At 59.5% G+C, this 23,630-nt stretch carries 21 protein-coding genes and 1 pseudogene; 14 read left to right on the top strand and 8 right to left on the bottom strand.

Going from position 1 to position 23,630, the window contains the following annotated elements; genetic code table 11:
• The 5 genes from J4D52_RS08660 to J4D52_RS08640 all read left to right on the top strand — a co-directional run bounded on the left by J4D52_RS08660 (position 1) and on the right by J4D52_RS08640 (position 4,483).
• Complete coding sequence (locus tag J4D52_RS08660; protein WP_219736217.1) at positions 1–984, top strand: tetratricopeptide repeat protein; 984 nt, start codon at positions 1–3, stop codon at positions 982–984.
• 20 nt (positions 985–1,004) lie between these two features.
• Positions 1,005–1,976, top strand: a complete 972-nt coding sequence (locus J4D52_RS08655; RefSeq protein ID WP_164485763.1) for a tetratricopeptide repeat protein — start codon at positions 1,005–1,007, stop codon at positions 1,974–1,976.
• A gap of 51 nt (positions 1,977–2,027) precedes the next feature.
• Positions 2,028–2,999: a tetratricopeptide repeat protein gene (locus J4D52_RS08650; protein ID WP_063430608.1), complete on the top strand. Its 972-nt coding sequence runs from the start codon at positions 2,028–2,030 to the stop codon at positions 2,997–2,999.
• Positions 3,000–3,004: 5 nt separating this feature from the next.
• Positions 3,005–3,973 carry a tetratricopeptide repeat protein gene (locus J4D52_RS08645; protein WP_081251634.1) on the top strand — a complete coding sequence of 323 codons (969 nt, stop codon included), beginning with the start codon at positions 3,005–3,007 and terminating at the stop codon, positions 3,971–3,973.
• 249 nt (positions 3,974–4,222) lie between these two features.
• Complete coding sequence (locus tag J4D52_RS08640; protein ID WP_102677817.1) at positions 4,223–4,483, top strand: DUF2790 domain-containing protein; 261 nt, start codon at positions 4,223–4,225, stop codon at positions 4,481–4,483.
• 147 nt (positions 4,484–4,630) lie between these two features.
• Here J4D52_RS08640 and J4D52_RS08635 read toward each other — a convergent pair whose 3' ends face one another.
• On the bottom strand, positions 4,631–4,900 hold the full coding sequence (locus J4D52_RS08635; protein WP_096374174.1) for a DUF1652 domain-containing protein: 270 nt from the start codon (positions 4,898–4,900) through the stop codon (positions 4,631–4,633).
• A 474-nt stretch (positions 4,901–5,374) separates the two neighbouring features.
• Here J4D52_RS08635 and eco point away from each other — a divergent pair, with 474 nt between their 5' ends.
• Entirely contained in the window at positions 5,375–5,857 is a 483-nt protein-coding gene (eco, locus tag J4D52_RS08630) for a serine protease inhibitor ecotin (RefSeq protein WP_102677816.1), read from the top strand.
• A gap of 185 nt (positions 5,858–6,042) precedes the next feature.
• Here the strand turns inward: eco and ilvA are convergent.
• Positions 6,043–7,050 (bottom strand): annotated as a pseudogene (gene ilvA / locus J4D52_RS08625) (threonine ammonia-lyase, biosynthetic); the annotation flags it as partial.
• Between the two features lie 267 nt (positions 7,051–7,317).
• Between ilvA and J4D52_RS08620 the strand changes: the two are divergent.
• The 3 genes from J4D52_RS08620 to map all read left to right on the top strand — a co-directional run bounded on the left by J4D52_RS08620 (position 7,318) and on the right by map (position 8,696).
• On the top strand, positions 7,318–7,653 hold the full coding sequence (locus J4D52_RS08620; RefSeq protein ID WP_102677814.1) for a DUF2834 domain-containing protein: 336 nt from the start codon (positions 7,318–7,320) through the stop codon (positions 7,651–7,653).
• Between the two features lie 78 nt (positions 7,654–7,731).
• Positions 7,732–7,935, top strand: coding sequence for a ParD-like family protein (locus J4D52_RS08615; RefSeq protein WP_009048910.1), 204 nt, complete (start codon positions 7,732–7,734; stop codon positions 7,933–7,935).
• Positions 7,932–8,696, top strand: a complete 765-nt coding sequence (gene map, locus J4D52_RS08610) for a type I methionyl aminopeptidase (RefSeq protein ID WP_063430604.1) — start codon at positions 7,932–7,934, stop codon at positions 8,694–8,696. The genes J4D52_RS08615 and map overlap by 4 nt, the downstream gene beginning before the upstream one ends.
• A gap of 4 nt (positions 8,697–8,700) precedes the next feature.
• On the opposite strand, the gene J4D52_RS08605 is transcribed toward map, so the two are convergent.
• Positions 8,701–9,642 carry a magnesium transporter CorA family protein gene (locus J4D52_RS08605; RefSeq protein WP_102677813.1) on the bottom strand — a complete coding sequence of 314 codons (942 nt, stop codon included), beginning with the start codon at positions 9,640–9,642 and terminating at the stop codon, positions 8,701–8,703.
• A 7-nt stretch (positions 9,643–9,649) separates the two neighbouring features.
• Positions 9,650–11,236: a RimK family protein gene (locus J4D52_RS08600; RefSeq protein WP_063430600.1), complete on the bottom strand. Its 1,587-nt coding sequence runs from the start codon at positions 11,234–11,236 to the stop codon at positions 9,650–9,652.
• A gap of 92 nt (positions 11,237–11,328) precedes the next feature.
• On the opposite strand from J4D52_RS08600, the gene J4D52_RS08595 reads away from it, so the two are divergent.
• Complete coding sequence (locus J4D52_RS08595; protein ID WP_063430598.1) at positions 11,329–12,435, top strand: GNAT family N-acetyltransferase/peptidase C39 family protein; 1,107 nt, start codon at positions 11,329–11,331, stop codon at positions 12,433–12,435.
• A 107-nt stretch (positions 12,436–12,542) separates the two neighbouring features.
• Here the strand turns inward: J4D52_RS08595 and J4D52_RS08590 are convergent, their stop codons facing one another.
• Together J4D52_RS08590 and J4D52_RS08585 are read right to left on the bottom strand one after the other, a co-directional pair.
• The gene (locus tag J4D52_RS08590; RefSeq protein ID WP_063430596.1) at positions 12,543–13,691 is read right to left on the bottom strand and encodes a PQQ-dependent sugar dehydrogenase; all 1,149 of its coding nucleotides are present in this window, start codon (positions 13,689–13,691) and stop codon (positions 12,543–12,545) included.
• Between the two features lie 67 nt (positions 13,692–13,758).
• On the bottom strand, positions 13,759–14,115 hold the full coding sequence (locus tag J4D52_RS08585; RefSeq protein ID WP_063430594.1) for a hypothetical protein: 357 nt from the start codon (positions 14,113–14,115) through the stop codon (positions 13,759–13,761).
• Positions 14,116–14,330: 215 nt separating this feature from the next.
• Here J4D52_RS08585 and J4D52_RS08580 point away from each other — a divergent pair, with 215 nt between their 5' ends.
• Positions 14,331–15,203 carry a Ku protein gene (locus J4D52_RS08580; RefSeq protein ID WP_063430592.1) on the top strand — a complete coding sequence of 291 codons (873 nt, stop codon included), beginning with the start codon at positions 14,331–14,333 and terminating at the stop codon, positions 15,201–15,203.
• A gap of 32 nt (positions 15,204–15,235) precedes the next feature.
• Positions 15,236–17,761, top strand: coding sequence for a DNA ligase D (gene ligD, locus J4D52_RS08575; RefSeq protein WP_102677812.1), 2,526 nt, complete (start codon positions 15,236–15,238; stop codon positions 17,759–17,761).
• 86 nt (positions 17,762–17,847) lie between these two features.
• On the opposite strand, the gene lpxO is transcribed toward ligD, so the two are convergent.
• Entirely contained in the window at positions 17,848–18,747 is a 900-nt protein-coding gene (lpxO, locus tag J4D52_RS08570) for a lipid A hydroxylase LpxO (protein ID WP_063430588.1), read from the bottom strand.
• A 538-nt stretch (positions 18,748–19,285) separates the two neighbouring features.
• On the opposite strand from lpxO, the gene J4D52_RS08565 reads away from it, so the two are divergent.
• The gene (locus tag J4D52_RS08565) at positions 19,286–20,872 is read left to right on the top strand and encodes an ABC-F family ATPase (RefSeq protein ID WP_009043780.1); all 1,587 of its coding nucleotides are present in this window, start codon (positions 19,286–19,288) and stop codon (positions 20,870–20,872) included.
• A 377-nt stretch (positions 20,873–21,249) separates the two neighbouring features.
• The gene (locus J4D52_RS08560; protein WP_063430586.1) at positions 21,250–22,437 is read left to right on the top strand and encodes an MFS transporter; all 1,188 of its coding nucleotides are present in this window, start codon (positions 21,250–21,252) and stop codon (positions 22,435–22,437) included.
• Position 22,438: 1 nt separating this feature from the next.
• Here J4D52_RS08560 and J4D52_RS08555 read toward each other — a convergent pair whose 3' ends face one another.
• Positions 22,439–23,476, bottom strand: a complete 1,038-nt coding sequence (locus J4D52_RS08555) for a dienelactone hydrolase (protein WP_025809025.1) — start codon at positions 23,474–23,476, stop codon at positions 22,439–22,441.
• Between the last annotated feature and the right edge of the window lie 154 nt (positions 23,477–23,630).

Here is a 23,630-nt window from a genome sequence, read left to right as displayed (position 1 = left end):
ATGAATTCAACCAAACTTTGCACCTGGTCTTTCTTCTTCCTTCTTTTGCTCTGCTTTGAGGTCAAGGCAAATCCTTCCTTGGAGCAAGTGGAAGCAAAAAAAAAGGGTATTGAGCTTTATAATCAGTACAAGGCAATATCAGCCATACCATATTTAAAGTTGGCTGCAGAGGGTGGCGATGATGAAGCTCAATATTACTTGGGGGAAGCGATAAGAAAAAACAATCGCCATATAGACGCCGAGGCTCAAAAAGCTTACGAAAGCTCCGCATTCCAAGGAAATATTTACTCAATGATTAGGCTTGGGAGGGCGGACTCTGATCTTTGCACAGCAATGAAAAACTGTTCTAAAGGAAGTAAGTCTCCAGCAGAGTGGGTGAAAGCGGCTAAAGATTTAGCAAGAAAAGGAGCCGACGAAGGAAACTCAGAGTCTATGTACTTAATGTATGAGCTCTCAGGTGATAAATCTTGGCTTGAGAAATCGGCAACAAGCGGCTTTGCTTTAGCACAATATCTACTGGCTACGGAATATCTCGAAGGCGAAGGTTTCTTCCTGTCACCTTCAAGTAGATCAGAAAAAGCTGAGCATTGGATGAGAGCTTCGGCCCAAGGAGGCTATCCTAAAGGGATGATGGGATTAGCCGCTATTCTTATAGGAAAAAAAGATCTTGAAGGCTTCAGACTGTGGAACGAAAAAGCTGCCAACTCTGGGTATGTAGAAGGTGTATTCGGATATGCCTCCTATTTAGCTGGAGAACCTTCTAATTACGGTTATTCATTAGATTTTGTAAAGTCATATGCGTTGCTCTCCCTCTTGCTCGAACTGGATGGTGGGGGTGGCGTCCGCCGAGATGTTGAAGACATCCTACCTAATGTTGCAGAAAAAATTACCCCAGAACAAATACAGACTGCTGAAAAGCTTGCACATGAGTGGAAGGCCACCCACCCACCACTATCCTTCTTTCCTCCTAAATTAGGTTTTTAGTATTTAATTGAATATACCCTATGAAGACGCTCTTCATTGCTACAGCTCTTTCCCTAATACTCTGTGGGCAGGTAAATGCCGGGCTTTCACCAGAGCAGCAGGCTACTAAAGAGCAAGGAATTGCATTATTCAATCAATATAAATCTGCGGGACATAAACTTCGATTAGCCGCAGAGGCGGGAGATCCTGAAGCACAGTTCTATCTAGCGGAAGAGCTACGCCTTGCTAATCAGTTCATTACCAAAGAAGCACAATCATGGTATGAAAAATCTGCAGAGCAAGGCGATTTTTACTCCATGATTCGGCTAGGGCGCAGTAAAAAAGATCTGTGTGCAACGTTAAAAAACTGCCCTGATGGGAAAAGAACCCCATCAGGATGGTTAAAACACGCTCAAGACCTGGCCAAACCAAAAGCAGAGCAAGGCGATGCCGAAGCCATGTTCATTATGTATGAAGTAACATCAAATAAAGATTGGTTGGAAAAATCCGCAGAGCATGATCATGCTATTGCTCAATACTGGATGGCAATTGGCATTCGGCAAGGTGAAGGCTTCTTTCTGCCTTGGAAGCGAGATAACATTGTAGGTGAATGGTTAAGAAAGTCTGCCGAAAATGGTTACCCCAAAGCCATGATGGAGTACGCAGTTTTTTTATATGAAAACGGCGGTGACTTATCTGATGTACGGAAATGGATTAAAAAATCTGCCGAGGCAGGCCTGGAAGACGGTGTAAGCAGCTATGGGGCATATTTGGCTCATGCGCCGTCAAGATTTGATTTTCCATATGATGTTGCAAAAGGCTACGGGATAACTTCTCTTCTATCTGACTTGGATGGTGGCGGCGGCAACGTTCAATCTTACCTTGAAGAAGTACTTCCAGAAATTGCTGCAAAAATGACGCCCAGCCAAATCGAAGAAGCAAAAGAGTTTGCAATGAAATGGAAATCCTCTCACCCGCCCATTTCGTATTTTCCAGACAAACTTGGGTATTGACATTCACCACTAACAACCTCATCGCTTTCTACTTGGACCGGAGATCACTTTTTGAAAATATCTTCCATAGTGACGGTTATTTTCTTGTTGCTCTCCAGTCAAGTGAACGCGGGGCTTTCGCCGGAGCAGCAGACCGCTAAAGAGCAAGGATTGATTCTATACAATCAGTTCAAAGCCACTTCGGCTGCTCCTTTTTTGACTGCTGCAGCCGAGGCAGGAGACGATGAGTCGCAATACTTCTTGGCAGAGGCACTCAGAAAAAAGAACCACTTTATGAATCCTGAGGCAAGAACGTGGTATGAGGCGGCCGCATCTCAAGGCAACTTATACGCGATGATCCAACTCGGCCGGGATAAGGATGACCTCTGCAAAGTTGCAAAAGACTGTCCTATTGAACGGAAGAGTCCAGTTGATTGGCTAAATAAAGCTAAAGAACTTGCCGAACCTCGAGCTTCTGCAAAGGATGCAGAAGCGATGTATGTAATGTACGAACTGACACTGGACAACACTTGGCTTGAAAAAGCCGCCACTAACGGTCATGCGATTGCTCAGTACTGGATGGGAATACTGTACAAGCAGGGTGAAGGTTTTCTTTTGCCATGGAACCGTGCCGAAGTAGTTGAGAAGTGGTTTAAGGCATCCGCCGAGGGTGGTTACCCAAAAGCGATGATGGAATATGCGGCCATATTGTTTGAAAAGGGTGACACAGAAGGCTTTCGTCAGTGGAATGAAAAAGCAGCTTTAACTGGTTATGCCCCGACAGTATATGGTTACGGCTCTGATCTTGCCCATGAACCCGATACTTACGGCTTTCCTTTCGAGCCTATAAAAGGCTATGCCCTCATCTATCTTTTAAAGGAGTTGGACGGGGGCGATGGAATGCAAGAAAACGTTGAATACAAACTCCCTCTAATTGCAAAAAAAATGACCCCACAACAAATAGAGGAAGCAATAGAAGCATCCAAAAAGTGGAAGGCTAGCCACCCACCTCTATCTTTTTTCCCTGACAGGCTAAGCCAGTAACTCTTATGAGAATCCCTTACTGCATTGCCATTATCTTGTGGATGGTTCTCAACCAAGCTCATGCACAGCTTTCTGCCGAGCAGCAGATCGCCAAAGATCGAGGGCTGACTCTCTACAATCAATATAAAGTCGCAAAACCCGAACTAACAATCGCTGCCAAAGCAGGTGATCGAGAGTCTCAGTATTATTTAGCGGAAGAGTTAAGGAAGGAAAATCAATATATTACAGCGGAGGCACATCAATGGTATGTAGCCTCTGCCGAGCAAGGAGACTACTACGCAATGTTCCGCCTGGCCACCTATCAGTCGGACTTGTGTAATGTAATGAAAAACTGTCCAAGCGGAACCAAGGCTCCCGAGGATTGGCTAAAACTGCTTTGGCAAACTGTTGAACCACTAGTGCAAAATGGTGACGGTGAAGCAATGGCTGTCATGTACAGCACAAAGGCAGATCTGGAATGGTTAAAAAAATCTGCTGCCACTGGTTATGCTCCTGGACAAAAATTGTTGGCCAATAGGTATAAAGAAGGAAAAGGCTTTTTTGTTTTTCCTTGGACGCGCTCACAAGCCACCGAAAATTTATTAAAGCAAGCTGCCGAAGGCGGTAGCCCTAAGGCAATGATGGAGTACTTTGGGCTACTAAGAGCCAAAAATGATTTGGCTGAAGCTCGTTACTGGCTAGTGCGCGCAGCTGAAACCGGTTATGAAAGTGGTGTTTACGCTTATGGATATTTCTTAGCAGTAGAGCCTGAGGCTTTAGGCTTTAAAGCAGACTTTGTTAAGGGGTACGCTCTAATATCTCTTTTAAAAGAACTGGACGGTGGCGGTGGAGTATTGAAGTTCGTAGATTTGGTTTTACCTGAAATAGAGTCAAAGATGACGGCTTTGCAAATTACCGAGGCTGAAAAATTCTCTTCCGAATGGAAGAAAACCCATCCTCCGCTCTCGTTCTTTCCTCCAAAGCTGGGTTTTTAGTGGCTCACGCCCCAAAGTAGCGACTCGCTAAGCAACGTGGCCTGAACCTCATAATCAGTTTTACCCCCGATCTCCTACTCTCCCGCTATCCGCAGCCCAGCCCGCCCCACAAAAATCATTAGCCCCCTACTTAATCTTCGATTAATCCCGCCGCCCAAAACTGTACAAGACCGCGCAGCGCAGAATCCTCTGCCGCCCTCCGCGGCGTGCTCGATGGTGGTTTGTGTCGGGCTTATCGGAGAAATTCTCATGAACATGCGTATTTTGCTGGTCGGGGCCTTGGCTTTTGTCGGGGCTGTGGGTGTGGCTCAGGCGGACACGGTCCAGGTGCAGCCGGTGCCTTATCACTATGGCATGCCGCTGAATGTGGCCAAGGTGGTGTCGATGACCGAGCCTGCGACGCCGGAGTGCAAGGTGATCACCGCGGACATGACCTTTATCGACAAGGCGGGCAAGTTGGAGGCCATCAGCTACCGCAAGCTGTCGGACGCCTGCAGTTATCAGAACTGAGGACTGCCCTGCTCTACCCCGCGCCAGGTTGCAGGCAGCTCGGCGATAATCAGGTAGGGATTTTATTCGCGGTGAGGGTCAAGTTTGCGCCTGGCCCAGGATCTATCCAGGCCAGGCAGGCACCGCAGGCATTGGCAAAGCCGCCGATCAATGAACCCTGGACTTCAGGGTGATGGGCTGGCTGCCCGGATGATTGGCCAGGTCGTAGCGCAGTTCGGCGATCAGGTCGTTGATTTCCCGGCAGCCGTTGAGGCTCGCCGCATCGATACCGGTGACCACCAGGTCCACGCGGTCGGTTTCATGGTCGCCATAGACTTTCACGGTCATGTGCAGGTCGGGGCTCAGGGTGCACTCGCAGCGTTTGGGCAGGAAGCTGCATTCAATGATATTGCGCAGTTCCAAGGCAGATAAGAACATGGCAGATCTCTCCGTTGGTGCAGTGGCCATTCAATGATGGCAAGAATATCGTCTCGGGATTCCACCCCCGAAATACGGCGTACGGCATGACTAAACCTCCCTGGAAGAGAAAGCCAATTCCTAGACTAGGCCGTATTTGCACTTCTACTAAATTCTATTTTGCTCTGAGCAGTGAGGCTTTTTTCACCCTCAGCCCTGGAACTTTCGCCCGACTGGAGGACCTCCTGGGGATCCGATAGCTGCCTCTCGCCGATAGAGGATGGAGCATATACATGCCGTCCTCCCGCCCGTTGTCATGCTTGATAAATCATTGACTTATCCCTGGGTCTTGAAGGAATACGTCATGCCCGTTGCGGCAGCGAAGCGGCCCACGGTTTGCGTGACCGGGCGTTACCCAGTCAAACTGCCCGGCGTTTCAAGCAAGCGGCTCCCTCTGAATGGAGAGAGCCGTCGATCAACCTGCAAGGAGGCCTTATGCGCTTTTTTCCTGTTTCCACCGCCATCGCTGTGCTGTTGAGCGGTATTTCCACCCTGAGCCATGCGGCCAAACTCGAAGACGTGGCGCCCTACCCCAAGGCTGAAGACGGTTTTGTGCGCCAGGTGATCCATCTGCCCAAGCAGGCCAAGGAAGAGGAGTTCAAGGTCGAGGTGCTGGCCGGCAAGACCCTGACCGTCGACTGCAACCGTCAGCGCCTGGGCGGTACCCTGGAAGAGAAGAACCTTGATGGCTGGGGTTACCCCTACTATCGCCTGGACAAGGTCAGCGGCCCGATGAGCACCCTGATGGCCTGCCCCGAGGGCACCAGCAAGCAGGCGTTCGTGCCGGTGGTCGGCGAAGGCTTCGTGCTGCGCTACAACAGCAAGCTGCCGATCGTGATCTACACCCCCAAGGACATCGAAGTGCGCTACCGCCTGTGGTCCGCCTCGGATAAGGTCGAGAAGGCCCGCGCGGAATAATCCACACCCCGGCGGCTGCATCGCAAGTGATGTAGCCGCTGCCGCAGGCTGCGATCGGCTACGCAGTAGCCGCCAGGCCAGGCAACGCGGTGCATCGGGGGGTCGGCTGGCGAGCACTTCGCGCTCGTGCGCAGGCTTCGCCAGCAGCTACATGACACCCGTTAGCCTCACGCCAACGCACCAGCTCCCAAGGCCGCGCGCTCGGCCACCAGCCCCAGGCGATCGAAGTTGATATTGGCCCCGGAATCGATGGCCACCAGGGTTTCGCCCTGCACCCCGCTGCGGGCCACGTACTGCTTGATCCCGGCCACCGCCAGCGCCCCCGACGGCTCGGTGATGGAACGGGTGTCGTCGTAGATGTCCTTCATCGCGCAGCAGAGTTCGTCGTTGCTGACCCTGATCACCTCGTCGACCAGCAGGCGACACAGCTCGAAACAATGAGCACCGACCTGCGCCACGGCAACCCCGTCGGCGAAGGTGCCGACACTGGGCAGCACCACCCTTTCCCCGACCTGCAACGCCTGCTGCAGGCAGTTGGAGTGCTCGGACTCGACGCCGACGATGCGCACCTCAGGGCGCAGGTATTTCACGTAGGCGGCGATGCCGGCGATCAATCCGCCTCCGCCCACCGGGACGAAGATCGCGTCCAGGCGCCCGGGGTGCTGACGCAGGATCTCCATGCCCACCGTGCCCTGCCCGGCGATCACGTCCGGGTCATCGAAGGGCGAGACGAAGGTCTGGCCGCTGCGCTCGGCCAGCTGCAGGGCATGGGCCAGGGCAAAGGGAAAACTCTCGCCGTGCAGCACCGCCTCGGCGCCACGACTGCTGACACCCTGCACTTTCAGCTGCGGCGTGGTGGAAGGCATGACGATGGTCGCCTTGATTCCCAGTTCCCGCGCCGCCAATGCCACACCCTGAGCGTGATTGCCGGCGGATGCGGTAATCACTCCACGACGCTTCTGCTCGTCACTGAGCTGCACCAGCTTGTTGTAGGCACCGCGGATCTTGAAGGAAAAGGTCGGTTGCAGGTCCTCGCGCTTGAGCAGCACCTGGTTGCCCAGCGCCGCCGACAAGGCCGGCGCCGGCTGCAACGGCGTACGCACCGCCAGGTCATAGACCGGCGCCGCGAGAATCTTCTTCACGTAGTGCTCAAGCAGGTCCAGTTGCGTGTCTGGCTCGGCGGGATGGTTCATACGGCTCTCCTGGCTGTGTTGAAGGCCCCGGAGACAGAAAGAAAAAACCCGCCTCTAGGGCGGGTTGGGTGCAGTCGTCAGCAAACCCGCCAATCAAGAATGGCGGTAATAATGCTTGGCTGGGAACGCAATGCGGAAAAAGTCATGGCCAGGAAATTAACCGGCGCGCTGCTGGCAAGTCAATGGCCAATTCTTTGAGGTGGCCGCTGCCTGCGCTACTCTCGCGGCTCGCTTCTCAGCCCTCATTCAGCCACCAAGGAAGGAAACATGAAGTCTGTCGAATTGCCGTTGATTACCCTGATCGCCTTTGCCGGCTACACCTTCGCGGTGATGCTGCAGGCGGAACAATCGCTGCTCGAGTTTGGCCTCGGCCTGATGTCCCGCCCCGACACCGCGCAGGTGGTGATCGACCTGTACCTGCTGGCGACCCTGGCCGGCATCTGGATGTACCGGGACGCTCGCTCCCGTGGCCAGTCCGCATTGTCGGTGCTGCCTTATCTGCTGCTGACGGCAGTGTTCGTCTCCATCGGTCCGCTGTTGTATCTGGTGGTTCGCGGCTTTCGTGAACGGAGAACCACCCGCCCTGCCCGCCAGCAGGCTTGAGCCCGGTCGAGCGATCTGGGTTTGCCCGCGAATATATGAAACGTATATGCTTCGTATATTTACCAGGACAGAAACCCCGTGGGCATCGTCAAGATTTCAGATCAGCTGCATGAACAGATCCGCGTCGCCAGCGACGCCATGGATCGCTCCATCAACGCCCAGGCCGAGTTCTGGATCAAGATCGGCCTCTTGGCCGAGCTCAATCCGCACCTGGCCTACAACGACCTGATCAACAAGCTGCTGCTGAACAAGAGCGACCTGATCCGGGGGCGCAGCGAATGACCCAGGCCCTGATCAAGACCCCGCAACAACTGGCCCTGATGCGTGAGTCCGGGCGCCTGCTGGCGACGGTGTTCACCTTTCTCGACGACCTGGTCGCGCCCGGCCTTTCCACCATGGAACTGGACACCGCGGTGGAGCGCTTCATCCGCCACGACCTGGGCGCCCGCCCGGCGAGCAAGGGCCAGTACGGCTACCCCTACTCGATCAACACCTCGATCAACGAAGTGGTGTGCCATGGCATGCCCCATGAGCAGGCCATCCTCAAGGACGGCGACATCATCAACATCGACATCACCCTGGAAAAGAACGGCTTTATCGCCGACTCCAGCAAGATGTACCTGGTCGGCAACGTCAGCCCCAAGGCCCAGCATCTGGTCAGCACCACCTTCGAGGCGATGTGGCAAGGCATCAAGCTGGTCCGCCCCGGCGCGCGTCTTGGCGATATCGGCCATGCCATCCAGAAACACGCAGAAACCCAGGGCTACAGCGTGGTGCGCGAATATTGCGGCCACGGCATCGGCCGGCAGATGCACGAAGAACCGCAGATCCTGCATTTCGGTCGCCCCGGCACCGGCCTGGAGCTGCGCGAAGGCATGGTGTTCACCATCGAGCCGATGATCAACCAGGGCAGCGCCCGGGTGCGCGGCCTGAAAGACGGCTGGACCGTGGTCACCCGCGACAACCGCCTGTCGGCGCAGTGGGAACACACGGTGGCGGTGACCCGCGACGGCTATGAAGTGCTGACCCTGCAACCGGCCTGAAAGCTCAGGCGCACTTGCCGCTGCCCCCGGCCAGGCGCCTGAGCCCCAGCACCATCCCCCCTGCCGCCAGCAGCATCGCCACGAGAAACAAGGGGTAGGCAATCCACCAGGGGGTGCCGGCGGTCATCATGCTGAATTCCGACATGCCGCCGATGCTGGCGATCAGGTTCAGCGGCAGGAACACCACGTTGATCAACGTCAGTTTGCGCAGCAGGCTGTTCATGTTGTTGTTCATCAGGTTGCCGCGGGCGTCGATCAGCCCGGAAAACACCGTCGAATAGATCTCCGCCTGCTTGTAGCACTGGTTGTTCTCGATGATCAGGTCGTCGATCAGGCCGATGGCCTCGGCGCTGAAATGTTCCTTCTCGGCGTGGTTGCGCAACCGGGTCAGCACCGCGCCGTTGCTGTGAATGGCATTGATGTAATAGATCAGGCTTTCGCTGAGGTTGAACATCTGGATCAGGTGGCGGTTTTCCATCGAGTCGTTGAACTGCTGCTGCAACTCCCGGGCGACCATCTTGATCACCTTGAGGTGACCCAGGTAGTGATGGATGTTGTTGGACAGCAGGTCCAGCAGCACATCCAGGGGGCTATTCAAGGCCTGGCGCGCGCCCAGGCCGCTGAGCTGGCTGTCATCATGGGCGATCACCAGCAGCCGTTGCGGGGAAAACAGCAGGCCGCAGGACGACACCTCGAACGACAGGCTGCCGCCGCCGGAGTAGTTTTCCGGGCGTTTCCAGATCAGGAACAGGTTGTCCGGGTGAAACTCGATGCGCGACACCTCGTCCGGGTCCAGAGCCGAGGCCAGGGCGTGTTCGTCGAGCTTGAAGCCGGTGTGCAGCAGGTCGCGTTCGGCGAGGTCGGGGTTGCTGAACAGCATCACCTCGGCGTCCAGGCGCTCCACCGCCAGCAGGCGGCCCTGGCTCAGCTGATAGCTCTGGATCATCGGCCGTTCACCAGGCCTGTCCGCGGCGCTTGAGCTCCAGGCGGCGGACGAACTCCTCGAGCACCAGGGAATACAGGTCGTCGCGCAGGTAGGCATCTTCGATGCCGGCGTCCAGGTTGGGGTTGTCGTTGACTTCGATCACCACCACCTTGTCGCCGGACTGTTTCAGGTCCACGCCGTACAGGCCGTCGCCAATCAGGTTGGCGGTCTTAACCGCCAGTTCCACCACCGCTCGCGGTGCCTCGTGGATCGCCAGGGTGCGGCACTCACCGTTGATGTCCTGGCCCTTGGCCTTGTGGTTGTAGATCTGCCAATGGCCCTTGGACATGAAGTACTGGCAGGCGAAGATCGGCTTGCGGTTGAGCACGCCGATCCGCCAGTCGTACTCGGTGTAGAAAAACTCCTGGGCCAGCAGCAACACCGAATGCTCGAACAGCTCCGCGGTGGCCTCCAGCAGCGCCTGCTGGCTCTCGACCTTGATCACCCCGCGGGAGAAACAGCCGTCGGGAATCTTCAGCACCAGCGGGAAGCCCAGGCGTTCGCCGACCCGCTCGAAATCTTCCGGTCGTTCCTTGTAGAGAATCTCGGTGGCGGGCATGCCCAGTTGATGGCTTTTCAGCAGATCGGTCAGGTAGACCTTGTTGGTGCAGCGCAGGATCGAGGTGGGGTCGTCCATCACCACCAGGCCTTCGCTTTCGGCCTTCTTGGCGAAGCGGTAGGTGTGGTTGTCGACGCTGGTGGTCTCGCGGATCAGCAAGCCGTCGTACTCGGCGATCCGCGGGTAATCCTTCTTCTCGATCAGCTCGACGTCGATGCCCAGGCCCTTGCCGACCCGGACAAAATGCTCCAGCGCCCGGGCGTTGGAAGGCGGCAAGGCTTCCTGCGGGTCATGCAGGATCGCCAGGTCATACCGGGCCAGTCTTTTCGAACGTGGCACGCGCCAGATCTTGCGGCTGAAACTGTCCAGGGAGTGGGCGAATTGATCTTCCTGGTCTTCACGCAACTTATGTAAGGCACCGGCCTTCACGCCTTCGATATGCCAGCCGTTAGTTCGCTTGAAGTCCACCAACAATATCGGACAGGGAAAAACTTCGAATAACTGGCGCGCCAACTCCTGCAAAGGTTCGATATGGGTCTTGCCGAAGTAGAGGGTCAGGGTAAAACCTTCGGTATCGCTGTAAAGATGATTGCTCAGGGCCTTTTCCAGGGTTTTATCCAGGTCGTCCAGGGCCAGCCCGTAGAGCGATTTGCGGGTCAGTTCGCTGATGGTGCGCACCGAGGGAATCACCTTGTGCCCCCGCGCCTCGGCCAGCAGCGAGCAATAGTAACCGTGGCCCAGGTACTTGTAGCTGCGGCACAGGTTGATCACCTGGACCCGCTTGCCGGGCTGGGTTTCACGGGTCTGTTCCAGGTACTCCTGGGCGCTGAGGATGTCTTCGCTGGGGAAGTAGGAAGCCCAATCTTCCTTGCGCTCGACAATAATCACCAACTGACTGGAAGTTTCACTCACCGTTGAAAAATAATTAACCGGAGTTATTGTCGCCGGCAGACTTTGCTCGGATACTCCACGCCAATGACCTTGTACCGCTGACATAATGTTTGATCCGCTTAAGAACAAGACCTTTTCTATTAAGCACGAACTTTTCTGAAAGTCTCGTTTCGTTACGCAACTTTTACGGCGGTTATATGGATCTTGTCTTTCGCATTGCCACACCTGAGGATTTGCCCGCTTTAGTGCGACTGGAACAGCAGTGTTTCACCACCGATCGCCTCACCGCGCGCAGCTTCCAGTGGATGATCAGCCGCGCCCATGCGCGCCTGATCGTCGCCGAGCAGGCGGACCAGCTGCTGGGGTACGCCCTGGTGCTGTTCCATCGCGGTACGTCCCTGGCCCGCCTGTACTCCATAGCCACCGCGGTCGAGGCCCGCGGGCTGGGCCTGGGCAAGCGCCTGCTGGAGCGGATCGAGGCCTGCGCGCGGGAGCATGACTGCGCCTACCTGCGGCTGGAGGTGCGCACCGACAACCCGACGGCCATCGCCCTGTACGAGCGCAGCGGTTACCGGCGCTTCGCCGTGCTGCACGACTACTACGAAGACCACACCGATGCCCTGCGCCTGGAAAAGCGCATCCTGCAGCATCGCGAAACCCGCAGTATCAGCGTGCCCTACTACCAGCAGACCACCGATTTCACCTGCGGCCCGGCCTGCCTGCTGATGGCCATGGGCGCGCTGCAACCCGGACGGGCCCTGGAGCGGCGCGAAGAACTGCAGCTGTGGCGCGAGGCGACCACCGTGTTCATGACCTCCGGCCATGGCGGCTGCAGCCCTCAGGGGCTGGCATTGGCCGCGTGGCGCCGGGGCTTCAGGGTCAGGCTGCAGGTCAATACCCGCGGGCCGCTGTTTCTTGGCGGGGTGCGCGACGAGCATAAAAAAGACGTCATGCGCCTGGTGCACGAGGAGTTCTGCGCAGAGCTGGATAGCAGCGACGTCTTGCAGGTGCTGGGTGGGCCGCTGGACCTGCCAAGGCTGCTGGCCGACGGCGGCCAGCCCTTGGTGCTGATCAGCAGCTACCGCCTGACCCGCTCCAAGGCCCCGCATTGGGTGATAGTCACCGACTGCGACGAAGAGTTCGTCTACCTGCACGATCCCGATGTCGACCACAGCCAGCACCGCCAGCCGATGGATTGCCAGCACCTGCCGGTGAGCCACGGCGAGTTCGCCAAGATGTGCCGTTTCGGCAGCGGCAAGCTGCAGGCGGCGGTGATCCTCTACCCTGCCCCCGCCGCCCTGTAGGAGCGAAGCTTGCTCGCGAAAAAATCCTCGACGATAACCCGTGTTGACAGGATGAATCGCCGCTTCGCGGCTATCGCGAGCAAGCTTCGCTCCTACAGACGAAAGGGTTATTCCAGGCCGACCTTATACAACCTGCCCTTGTCCTCGTCGGTCAGCACATACAGATACCCGTCCGGGCCCTGGCGCACGTCGCGGATGCGCTCTTTGAGCTCGCCCAGCAGGCGCTCCTCGTGGCCCACCTTGTCACCGTCGAATTGCAGGCGGATCAGTTCCTGAGAAGCCAGGGCGCCGATAAACAGGTTGTGTTGCCAGGCCTTGAAGCGGTCGCCGTCATAGAAGGCCATGCCGCTGATGCCGGGGGACTTCTCCCAGACATGCCGCGGCCCCACGGTGCCTGGGGCGGTCTTGCCCTGGGCTTCGGGAATCGGTGCGCCTGAGTAGTTGATGCCGTGGGTCGCCAGGGGCCAGCCGTAGTTCTTGCCACGTTCGATCAGGTTGATTTCGTCGCCGCCCTTGGGCCCATGCTCGTTATCCCACAGGGTGCCGCTCCAGGGGTTGAGCGCCGCGCCCTGGGGGTTGCGGTGGCCGTAGGACCAGATTTCCGGGCGCACGCCCGGCTGGCCGACAAAGGGGTTGTCCTCCGGGACCCGGCCGTCCGGATACAGGCGCACGATCTTGCCCTGCAGCTTGTCCAGGTCCTGGGCGGTCGGGCGCTCGTTGTTTTCTCCCAGGGTGATGAACAGGTAGCCGTCGCGGTCGAACACCAGGCGCGAGCCGAAATGGTTGCCGGTGGAGAGCTTGGGCGCCTGGCGGAAGATCACCTGGAAGTCCTTGAGTGTCTTCAGATCCTCGGACAGCCGCCCACGCCCTACCGCCGTCCCCGCCGTGCCGCCCTCACCGCCACCTTCGGCGTAGGACAGATAGACCAGGCGGTCCTGCTTGAAGTCCGGCGACAACACCACATCCAGCAACCCACCCTGGCCCTTAGCCCAGACCTGCGGCACGCCGCCCAGGGGCGCCGAGAGCTTGCCGTCAGCACCAACCAGCCGCAGGTTGCCGGGGCGTTCGGTCACCAGGATGCCCTGGCGGTCCGGCAGGAACGCCAGGGCCCAGGGGTGGTCCAGGCCCTCGACCACCGGGGTCAGGCTCAGCGGGCCCTGCTCGCTCTGGAACTGTTGGGTGGCGGCCACCGCGGGTAGCGCGCTGCTCAGAACAAGGCTGGCGCAGACTGTCGCCAAGAGGGTTTTACGCAACATGCACGATTCCTTCTGTCGATAAAAAGGTTTCCGCCCGGGGCCTGCATCGGCCTCGGGCGGTCAGCGTTTATCGCTGCTGTTGGTTACGGGGTGGGGTCACGGGTGTCGGATCGATGATCCGCGGCTGGGTGATGGTGCGCGGGTAACCGTTGCCGATGCCACCATTCTCCAGGGTCGGAGGGCGTTGCACCGGTACTGGGTTAACCCCACGAACAGCCGGAGCACTGGGCTGGGTGCCCTGCATGCTATTGGGGTTGGCCCGGCGTATCGGGCTGTTGTAGGGATTGTTGTTGCTGCTGCCAGGCAGGTTCTGCGCCAGCAGCATGGCGGTGCTGTCCGAGGACGCCTGGGGTGCGGCGAACGCCGCGATGCTGGCCCCGCTCATCAGGGTGAACACGGCAAGACCGCGAAGCAGGTTGTTCATGGCGACCCTCCTGGATGGCGACGAGTTATCGCATTCGAGTCCAGGCTACGTCGCAGGTTCGGCCTTGTTAATTAAATAATCCGTCAGACATGTAACACGAGTTATCGGCTCGCCCCTGCAGGCCGGCAGCCCGGGGAAACTTTCGCGCCACGCCACGGGTCACCTGAAAACCAGTCGCTACATGACGACTCCACAGTCAATACGGGGACAGGCTCATGGCACGGGCAATCTGGAAAGGCGCGATCAGTTTTGGCCTCGTTCATATTCCGGTGGCGCTGGTCTCGGCGACCTCCTCCCAGGGCGTCGACTTCGACTGGCTGGACCAGCGCACCATGGACCCGGTGGGTTACAAGCGGATCAACAAGGTCACCGGCAAGGAAGTCGGCAAGGAACATATCGTCAAAGGCGTGGCGTACGAAAAAGGCCGCTATGTGCTGCTCAGCGAGGACGAGATCCGCTCGGCCCACCCACTGTCGACCCAGACCATCGACATCTTCGCCTTCGTCGACAGCCAGCAGATCCCGCTGCAGAACATCGACACCCCCTACTTCCTGGCCCCGGACAAGCGTGGCGGCAAGGTCTATGCGCTGCTGCGCGAAACCCTGCAGAGCACCTCGAAAGTCGCCCTGGCCCTGGTGGTGCTGCACACCCGCCAGCATCTGGCGGCGCTGATGCCGCTGGAGTCGGCGCTGGTGCTGGTGATGCTGCGCTGGCCGGCCGATGTGCGCAGCCTCGACGAACTGAGCCTGGGGCCGGAGGTGACCCAGCCGGAGCTGACCAAGGGCGAACGGGACATGGCCAAGCGCCTGGTGGCGGACATGAGCGCCGATTGGCAGCCGGAGGATTACCACGACAGCTTCACCGAGAAGATCATGGCCCTGGTGGAGAAAAAGGCCCGGGCCGGCAAGATCGAGGACGTGGAAAGCGGCGCCGGCGAAGCGCAACGCAGGAGCGCCGATGTCATCGACCTCACCGAGATGCTCAAGCGCAGCCTGGGCGGCAAGTCCAGGAGCAAGCCGCCCGCCAGCCCGGACAAGCCCGGCAAGGCCGCTGCGACCAAGAAAACCACGAAGCGATCCCGTGCCTGAACGGCGCGGCTCGCAAGGCAAGGTAGTGGGTCATGGCCAAATCCTTGAGTGAATACCAGCGCAAGCGCAACTTCGCGATCACCTCGGAGCCGGCGACGGACAAACCCTCCGTCAAGTCCACCTCCGCCCTGCGTTTCGTGATCCAGAAGCACGCTGCGCGCAACCTGCACTACGACTTTCGCCTGGAACTGGGCGGCAGCCTGAAAAGTTGGGCGGTGCCCAAGGGCCCGAGCCTGGACCCCACACAAAAACGCCTGGCGGTGCATGTCGAGGACCACCCACTGAGTTATGGCGATTTCGAAGGCAGCATCCCTGCCGGGCAATACGGCGCCGGCGACGTGATCGTCTGGGACCATGGCGTCTGGCAACCCCATGGCGACCCCGAGGCCAGCTACCGGGCCGGCAAGCTCAAGTTCACCCTGATCGGCGAAAAGCTCGGCGGCGACTGGGCCCTGGTGCGCACCCATATGCGCGGCAGCGGCGACAAGGAACAGTGGCTGCTGATCAAGGAGCAGGATGCCCAGGCGCGGCCGAGCGCCGAGTACGACGTGGTCCAGGCCCTGCCCAGGAGCGTGCTCAGCGGTGCCACGCTGGGCGACAACAAGCGCGCCAAACCCCAGGTCGCGAAAAAAAACGCGAAGAAACCGCCAGGGAAAAAGGCCGTCGCCCTGCCGCAAAGCCTGGCACCGCAACTGGCGACCCTGGTGGACAAGGCGCCCAGCGGCGACTGGCGCTACGAGATCAAGTTCGACGGCTACCGGATCCTGGCGCGGATCCAGGACGACGAAGTGCGCCTGCTGACCCGCAACGGTCACGACTGGACCAGCCGCCTGCCCCTGCAAGCCAAGGCCCTGGCCGCCCTGAAGCTCAAGGGCAGCTGGCTGGACGGCGAAGTGGTGGTGCTCAATGATCAAGGCCTGCCGGACTTCCAGGCGCTGCAGAACGCCTTCGATATCGGCCGCAGCCTGGACATCATCTATTACCTGTTCGACGCGCCCTTTCTGCAGGGCGAAGACTTGCGCGAAACGCCCGTGGAAGAACGGCGTCAGGCCCTCAAGGAGGCGCTCGGGCGCAAGTCGAGCAAGGTCCTGCGCTTTTCCGAAGCCTTTGCCGCCCATCACCAAGACATCCTCGAAAGCGCCTGTGCCCTGTCCCTCGAGGGGGTGATCGGCAAGCGGGCCGGCAGCCCCTATGTGTCGCGCCGTAGCGCCGACTGGATCAAGCTCAAATGTCGGCTGCGTCAGGAGTTCGTGGTGCTCGGCTATACCAAGCCGCAAGGTTCGCGCAGCGGTTTTGGCGCCCTGCTGCTGGGGGTCAACGACGCTGACGGGCTGCTGTATGCCGGCCGGGTCGGCACCGGCTTCGACCAGCAGACCTTGAAGCAGCTGCATGAGCGGATGCAGGAACTTGAACGGGATTCATCGCCCCTATCCAAGCCTTTCACCGCGGCCCAGACCCGTGGCGTGCACTGGATCGAACCGCAACTGGTGGCTGAAGTCGAGTTCGCCGAGTGGACCCGCGAGCAGGTGGTGCGCCAAGCGGCCTTCATCGCCCTGCGCAGCGATAAGCCGGCCAGGGAAATCGTCCGCGAACAGCCGCAGACCTCCAAGGCCGTCGAAACCCGCAGCCGGCATACGGCCGCCCATTCGGATAAATCGGCCGCCCACAGCGTCGCCGGGGTCAGGATCACCCACCCGGAACGGATCATCGACCAGCAGTCCGGCACCACCAAGCTGCAACTGGCGCAGTTCTACGCCAGCATCGCCGAGCAGATCCTGTCTCACCTGCGCGGCCGGCCGGTGTCGTTGCTGCGGGCGCCTGAAGGGGTGGAAGGCGAACAGTTTTTCCAGAAACATGCCGAGCACCTGGCCATCCCCCATATCCGCCACCTGGATCCGGCGCTGGACCCCGGCCATGCACGGCTGATGGAAATCGACAGCACTTCGGCGCTGATCGGCGCGGTGCAGATGGGCACCATCGAGCTGCACACCTGGGGCGCCACCCACGACCGGATCGAAACCCCGGACCTGTTCGTGCTCGACCTCGACCCGGACCCGGCCCTGCCCTGGAAAAGCATGCTGGAAGCCACCCAACTGACCCTTTCGGTGCTCGATGAGCTGGGCTTGCAGGCCTTCCTGAAAACCAGCGGCGGCAAAGGCATGCACCTGATCGTGCCGTTGGCGCGCAAGGACGACTGGGACAGGGTCAAGGGCTTCGCCAAGGCCATCGCGCAGTTCATGGCGCAGCAGTTGCCGGAACGCATCACCGCGACCATGGGCCCGAAAAACCGGGTCGGCAAGATCTTCGTCGATTACCTGCGCAACACCCGCGGCGCCAGTACCGTGGTGGCCTACTCGGTGCGGGCGCGCCCGGGGCTGCCGGTCTCGGTACCTATTGCGCGGGATGAACTGGGCGATGTCCGGCATGCCCAGCAGTGGAATGTGGCGAACCTTGGGCAGCGCCTGAAGGAGTTACGGAGGGATCCGTGGCACGGCTACGCCCATCGGCAGCGGATCACCGCGAAGATGTGGCAGCAGTTGGGAGTGGAAAAGCCTTGAGGAAGTGATTGCGGACAAGCTTCGTTCCTACATGGGCTCTGTAGGAGCAAGGCTTGCCCGCGATCAGCGATTCGCCGTCCGGCGAATCAGATGAAGATGAACAGCAGCAACAGCGCAGCGAAGATCGCCCACTTTTCCAGGTAATAAAGCTTGCGGTTGCGCTTTTTCAGCTCTTTACCGCGCAGGCGGATCTTGTACAGCTTGGTGAAGGCGCGGTTCAGGCCCCCGGTGCGGTCGCCGGCATCGTTCGGTGCGCCGGCGGCGGCCATCACGGTGCGGCTGAACCAGCGGTTGAAAGCGGCGGCCCAGCGGTACTTCATCGGCCGCTCGACGTCACAGAACAGGATGATGCGATTCTGCTCGGTGGTGTTTTCCGCGTAGTGGATGTAGGTCTCGTCGAACATCACCGCTTCGCCGTCGCGCCAGTGATACTTCTCACCGTCGACATTGATATAGCAACCGGCGCTGTTGGGCGTTTCCAGGCCCAGGTGGTAACGGTAGGAACCGGCATAAGGGTCGCGATGGCGCACCAGCTTCGAGCCCGGCGGCAGTTCGGCGAACATCGCCGCCTTGATCGAGCCGATGCTCTGCACCAGCTCGGTGGTCCGCGGGCACAGCTTCATCGCCGAAGGATGGCTGTCGCCGTACCACTTCAGGTAGAAGCGCTTCCAGCCGGTCTTGAAGAACGAGTTGAAGCCAACGTCGTCGTACTGCTCCGAACGCTTGATCTCCCCGGCCTTGAGCAGGCTCTGGCCCTCGGCGCGGATTTCTTCCCAGTGGGCCTGCAACGGGCTCAGGTCGGGAAAGTCGGCCGGATCGAGAAACGGGCGGTTGGGGATCTTCGAGAACAGATAAAGGAAGCAGTTGATGGGAGCCAGGAAGGTCGAGTGATCACTCAGCTGGCGGCCCAGTTTATGGCGCACGCGACCACGCAGGTGCACATACGCGATGGATAGAACGTAAACAGCGGCAATGATGAGTTTCACGGAAATCGTCACATGTCAGAAGAGAACATACTGCGCCCCCATTTGGGCCACCTGGGCCGAGGGGTCATGTGCAGCGTCCGAAAGCGATAAGAGGTCCTGAAGGCACGTCCCTGAGCCCATGCCAATGATGGCATGTGGCAACTGGTCGGCATTTTAGCCACAGTTTGTAACCAAAGGTTAACTCCGATTTGTGAAAATGTGTCCGCCCGCTGTGCCCCGACCTAAGTCGCATTGCCCGGGACAAATCCGCAGCGGCGATTTTTGCAACGGCTGAGGCTTACCGGCCTGGATGAAAAATCCGTGGGCCACTGTCATACAACTGCCGGCGCACATATGCGACAATGCGCGCCAAATTCCAACATGAACTCCCGCATTTCTTGCTCGGCAGCTTGGCCCATGGCCTCAAAGCTGCTGTCGACGTATGCCCGCTGGCTCAGCTCAACCCCGACCCGGTCCTGCCCTGGAGAGACTCCAGACAGGGTTTTCCAATCGGTGTCAGCCGTTTCATGTCAGCTCTAAATCACTGATAGGTAAGTAATTGATCTCCACAGCTAACATCACGATGCAGTTCGGCGCCAAGCCGCTATTCGAGAACGTTTCGGTCAAGTTCAACGGCGGCAACCGCTATGGCCTGATCGGCGCCAACGGTTGCGGCAAGTCGACATTCATGAAGATCCTCGGCGGCGACCTCGAGCCGTCCGGCGGCCAGGTCATGCTGGAGCCGAACGTTCGCCTGGGTAAACTGCGCCAGGACCAGTTCGCCTACGAAGAATTCACCGTGATCGACACCGTGATCATGGGTCACGAAGAGCTGTGGAAGGTCAAGGCCGAGCGCGATCGCATCTACTCGCTGCCGGAAATGAGCGAAGAAGACGGCATGGCCGTGGCCGAGCTGGAAACCGACTTCGCCGAGATGGACGGCTACACCGCCGAATCCCGCGCCGGTGAACTACTGCTGGGCCTGGGCATTCCCCTGGAACAGCATTTCGGCCCGATGACCGAAGTGGCTCCGGGCTGGAAGCTGCGGGTCTTGCTGGCCCAGGCGCTGTTCTCCGATCCGGAAGTGCTGCTGCTCGACGAACCGACCAACCACCTGGACATCAACACCATCCGCTGGCTGGAAACGATTCTGACGGCGCGTAACAGCACCATGATCATCATTTCCCACGACCGTCACTTCCTCAACAGCGTCTGCACCCACATGGCCGACCTGGACTACGGTGAGCTACGCCTGTTCCCGGGCAACTACGACGAGTACATGACCGCGGCGACCCAGTCCCGCGAGCAACTGCTGTCGGACAACGCCAAGAAGAAAGCCCAGATCGCCGAGCTGCAGACCTTCGTCAGCCGCTTCTCGGCCAACGCCTCGAAAGCCAAGCAGGCCACCTCCCGCGCCAAGCAGATCGACAAGATCCAGCTGGCCGAGGTCAAGCCATCGAGCCGCGTCAGCCCGTTCATCCGCTTCGAACAGACCAAGAAGCTGCACCGCCAGGCCGTGACCATCGAGCAGATGTCCAAGGGCTTCGACGGCAAGACCCTGTTCAAGAACTTCAGCTTCACCGTCGAAGCCGGCGAACGCGTAGCGATCATCGGCCCGAACGGCATCGGCAAGACCACCCTGCTGCGCACCCTGATGGGCGAGCTGACCCCGGATGCCGGTTCGGTGAAGTGGACCGAAAGCGCGGAGCTGGGCTACTACGCCCAGGACCACGCCCATGACTTCGAAGACGACGTCAGCCTGTTCGACTGGATGGGCCAATGGACTCAAGGCGAGCAGATCATCCGTGGCACCCTGGGCCGCATGCTGTTCTCCAACGACGAGATCCTCAAGTCGGTCAAGGTCATCTCCGGTGGTGAGCAAGGTCGCATGCTGTTCGGCAAGCTGATCCTGCAAAAGCCCAACGTACTGGTGATGGACGAACCGACCAACCACCTGGACATGGAATCCATCGAGGCGCTGAACCTGGCGCTGGAAAACTACCCGGGCACCCTGATCTTCGTCAGCCACGACCGTGAGTTCGTATCGTCCCTGGCCACTCGCATCATCGAGCTGAGCCCGAACGGCGTGACCGACTTCAGCGGCACCTATGACGACTACCTGCGCAGCCAGGGCGTGGTGTTCTAAGGAACGCCAGTTGGTTGCCGGTCTGAAAGCCCCGTCCTGGTGACGGGGCTTTTTTGTGCGGCGATAAAAGCCTCACGATCAATCGAGCGTTGACCGACTGTTCCTGCAGCGGCGCAAACCGCTTTTTGTAGGAGCGAGCTTGCTCGCGATAGCAGTCCTGCAGGCCATATCGATATTGAATGTATCGGCCCCATCGCGGGCAAGCCTCGCTCCTACAGATTGAATGCGCCCTCCTGTAGGAGCGAGGCTTGCCCGCGATGGCGTCCTCCCAAGCCCTATAAATAGCAGGCCATAAAGAAATCGTTAGCCTGCTTCCTTTTATTTCCAGCCCGCGCCATGATGCAGTTCTCCAACCGCCCGCCCGCGAACGAGCCCTCATGTCTGCGCAACAAAAGCCCGTGCCCAGCTCCATGGCGATCACCCTGCAGATCGTCTCCATCGTCTTCTATACCTTTATCGCGTTTCTCTGCATCGGCCTGCCGATCGCGGTATTGCCCGGTTACGTCCATGGCGAGCTGGGCTTCAGCGCGGTGGTGGCCGGGCTGACCATCGGCGCGCAGTACCTGGCTACCCTCCTCAGCCGGCCCATGGCCGGGCGCCTGTCGGACAACCTCGGCACCAAACAGGCGATCGTCTACGGTCTGGCGGGGATTTTCCTCAGTGGGCTGCTGACCCTGGCGTCCACCCTGTTGCAGGCATTGCCGCTGCTCAGCCTGGGCATCCTGCTGCTGGGACGTTTGCTGCTGGGGGTGGCCCAGGGCCTGATCGGCGTGGGCACCATCAGCTGGTGCATGGGCCAGGTCGGCGCCGAACACACCGCACGCTCGATTTCCTGGAACGGCATCGCCTCCTATGGCGCGATTGCCATCGGCGCGCCGCTGGGGGTGGTGATGGTCGCCGACTATGGTTTCGAAAGCCTGGGGCTGGCCCTGTCGGTGCTGGCGGCCCTGGCCCTGCTGCTGATCCGCAACAAGCCGTCGGTGCCGGTGATCCGCGGCGAGCGCCTGTCATTTCGCGCGGTGTTTGGCCGTATCGCCCCTTACGGCGCCGGCCTGAGCCTGGCGTCCATCGGCTACGGCACCCTGACCACCTTTATTACCCTGTTCTACCTCAGCCGCGGCTGGACCGGCGCGGCCTATTGCCTGACGGTATTCGGCGTCTGCTTCATCCTCTCGCGCCTGCTGTTCATCTCCAGCATCAGCCGCTTTGGCGGCTATCGCGCGGCCATCGCCTGTATGAGCATCGAGACCCTGGGCCTGATCCTGCTGTGGCTGGCGCCCTCGACGGCGTTCGCCATGATCGGCGCCGGGCTCGCCGGCTTCGGCCTGTCACTGGTGTACCCAGCGCTGGGGGTGGAAGCGATCAAGCAGGTGCCCAGCACCAGTCGCGGTGCCGGCCTGAGCGCCTATGCGGTGTTTTTCGACCTGGCGCTGGCGATTGCCGGGCCGCTGATGGGCGCGGTGGCGTTGAACCTGGGCTATTCGTGGATTTTCTTCTGCGCGGCACTGCTGTCCCTCAGCGCCCTGGGCCTGACCCTGCTGCTCATGCGCCGGGCCGACGCCTGAATCACTGATCCGCGGTCTGCATCCCGGCCCGGCTCGGCTTGCCCAGGGCCTGGGCAAAGAACCGGCCGGCCTCGGCAATCAGATTGCGGTGGATATCCTCGCGGTCGACGCCATCGGCATCGGTGCATAGAGCCGGCATGCTCAGCAACTGCTCCTCGGTGCACGGCGCCATGAACACGAAGTGCCCGGCGCCGGCCAACAGTTTGAAGTCCGGCGCGACCGGCAGCTTGCGGGCCAGGGCCGCGGCGTTCTTGTCCAAGGCCACCAGCTTGTCGACGTCGCCGCTGTACAGCAGCACCGGCACATGTACGCCGGACAAGGTCTGCCGCCCGAACTTGAGGCTCAGCGGCGCCATCAGCAGCAAGGCCTGGACCCGCGGATCGGCGACCGGTTGCAGGTCGTCGCGATCGACGATCAGCTCACCCTGGGTATTGCAGGCATCGTGATCGTCGGGGCGCTCCTGGCAGTAGCGGCGCAAGCGATCCAGATCGGGGGTCGCCCCGGACAGGATCAGCGCGGTTTCGCCGCCGGCGGAGTAACCGATGACCCCGACCTGCCCGGCATTGACGAAAGGCGACAGCATCGGGTCGGCCAGGGTCGCGGTGATGGCTTCGGAAATCTGGATCGGCCGGCCATAGAGATTGCTCAGGGTGCCCAGCCGGCTGTGATCCTTGTAGTTGTCACCCGGATGAATCACCGCCACCACCACGAAGCCCTTGCGCGCCAGTGAGGTGGCCAGGTCGTGCAGGGCCAGCGGCGTGCCGGTATTGCCGTGGGACAGCATCAATAGCGGAAAACGGCCGATGGCGACCTTCGAATCCCGGGACGCGGCGATCTGATAACCCTCAACCTTGCTGCTGTGTTCGATGCCGGTGGAGGGATAGAAGGCAATCGCCCGCATTGGCTGCTGGTCCAGCGGGTCGAGAAAGCTCATCTCGTGGAAACCCACGCTCCAGTGCGGATGGGGCGCGGGCGCGGCGTGCACGATAATCGGGCCGCCGAGCAGGCAGATCAGTGACATTGCCCAAAGACGCATCATGGATGCACCACCTTCCCTACCTGATGAAAACGCCAATTCATTGCTTCACTGGCCAGGGTTTCGCTGGCCTGATAGCTGAGGTTATCGGGGCCGGGTCAAACCAACGCATGACCCGCTATTTGCATAACCCGCACCCTGCATAACCTGCTGCATA

This window comes from Pseudomonas sp. GW460-12-10-14-TSB1 (assembly GCF_017349775.1).
In the GTDB taxonomy this organism is placed as follows: Bacteria; Pseudomonadota; Gammaproteobacteria; order Pseudomonadales; family Pseudomonadaceae; genus Aquipseudomonas; species Aquipseudomonas piscium.
This window is presented reverse-complemented; position numbering and strand designations above follow the sequence as displayed.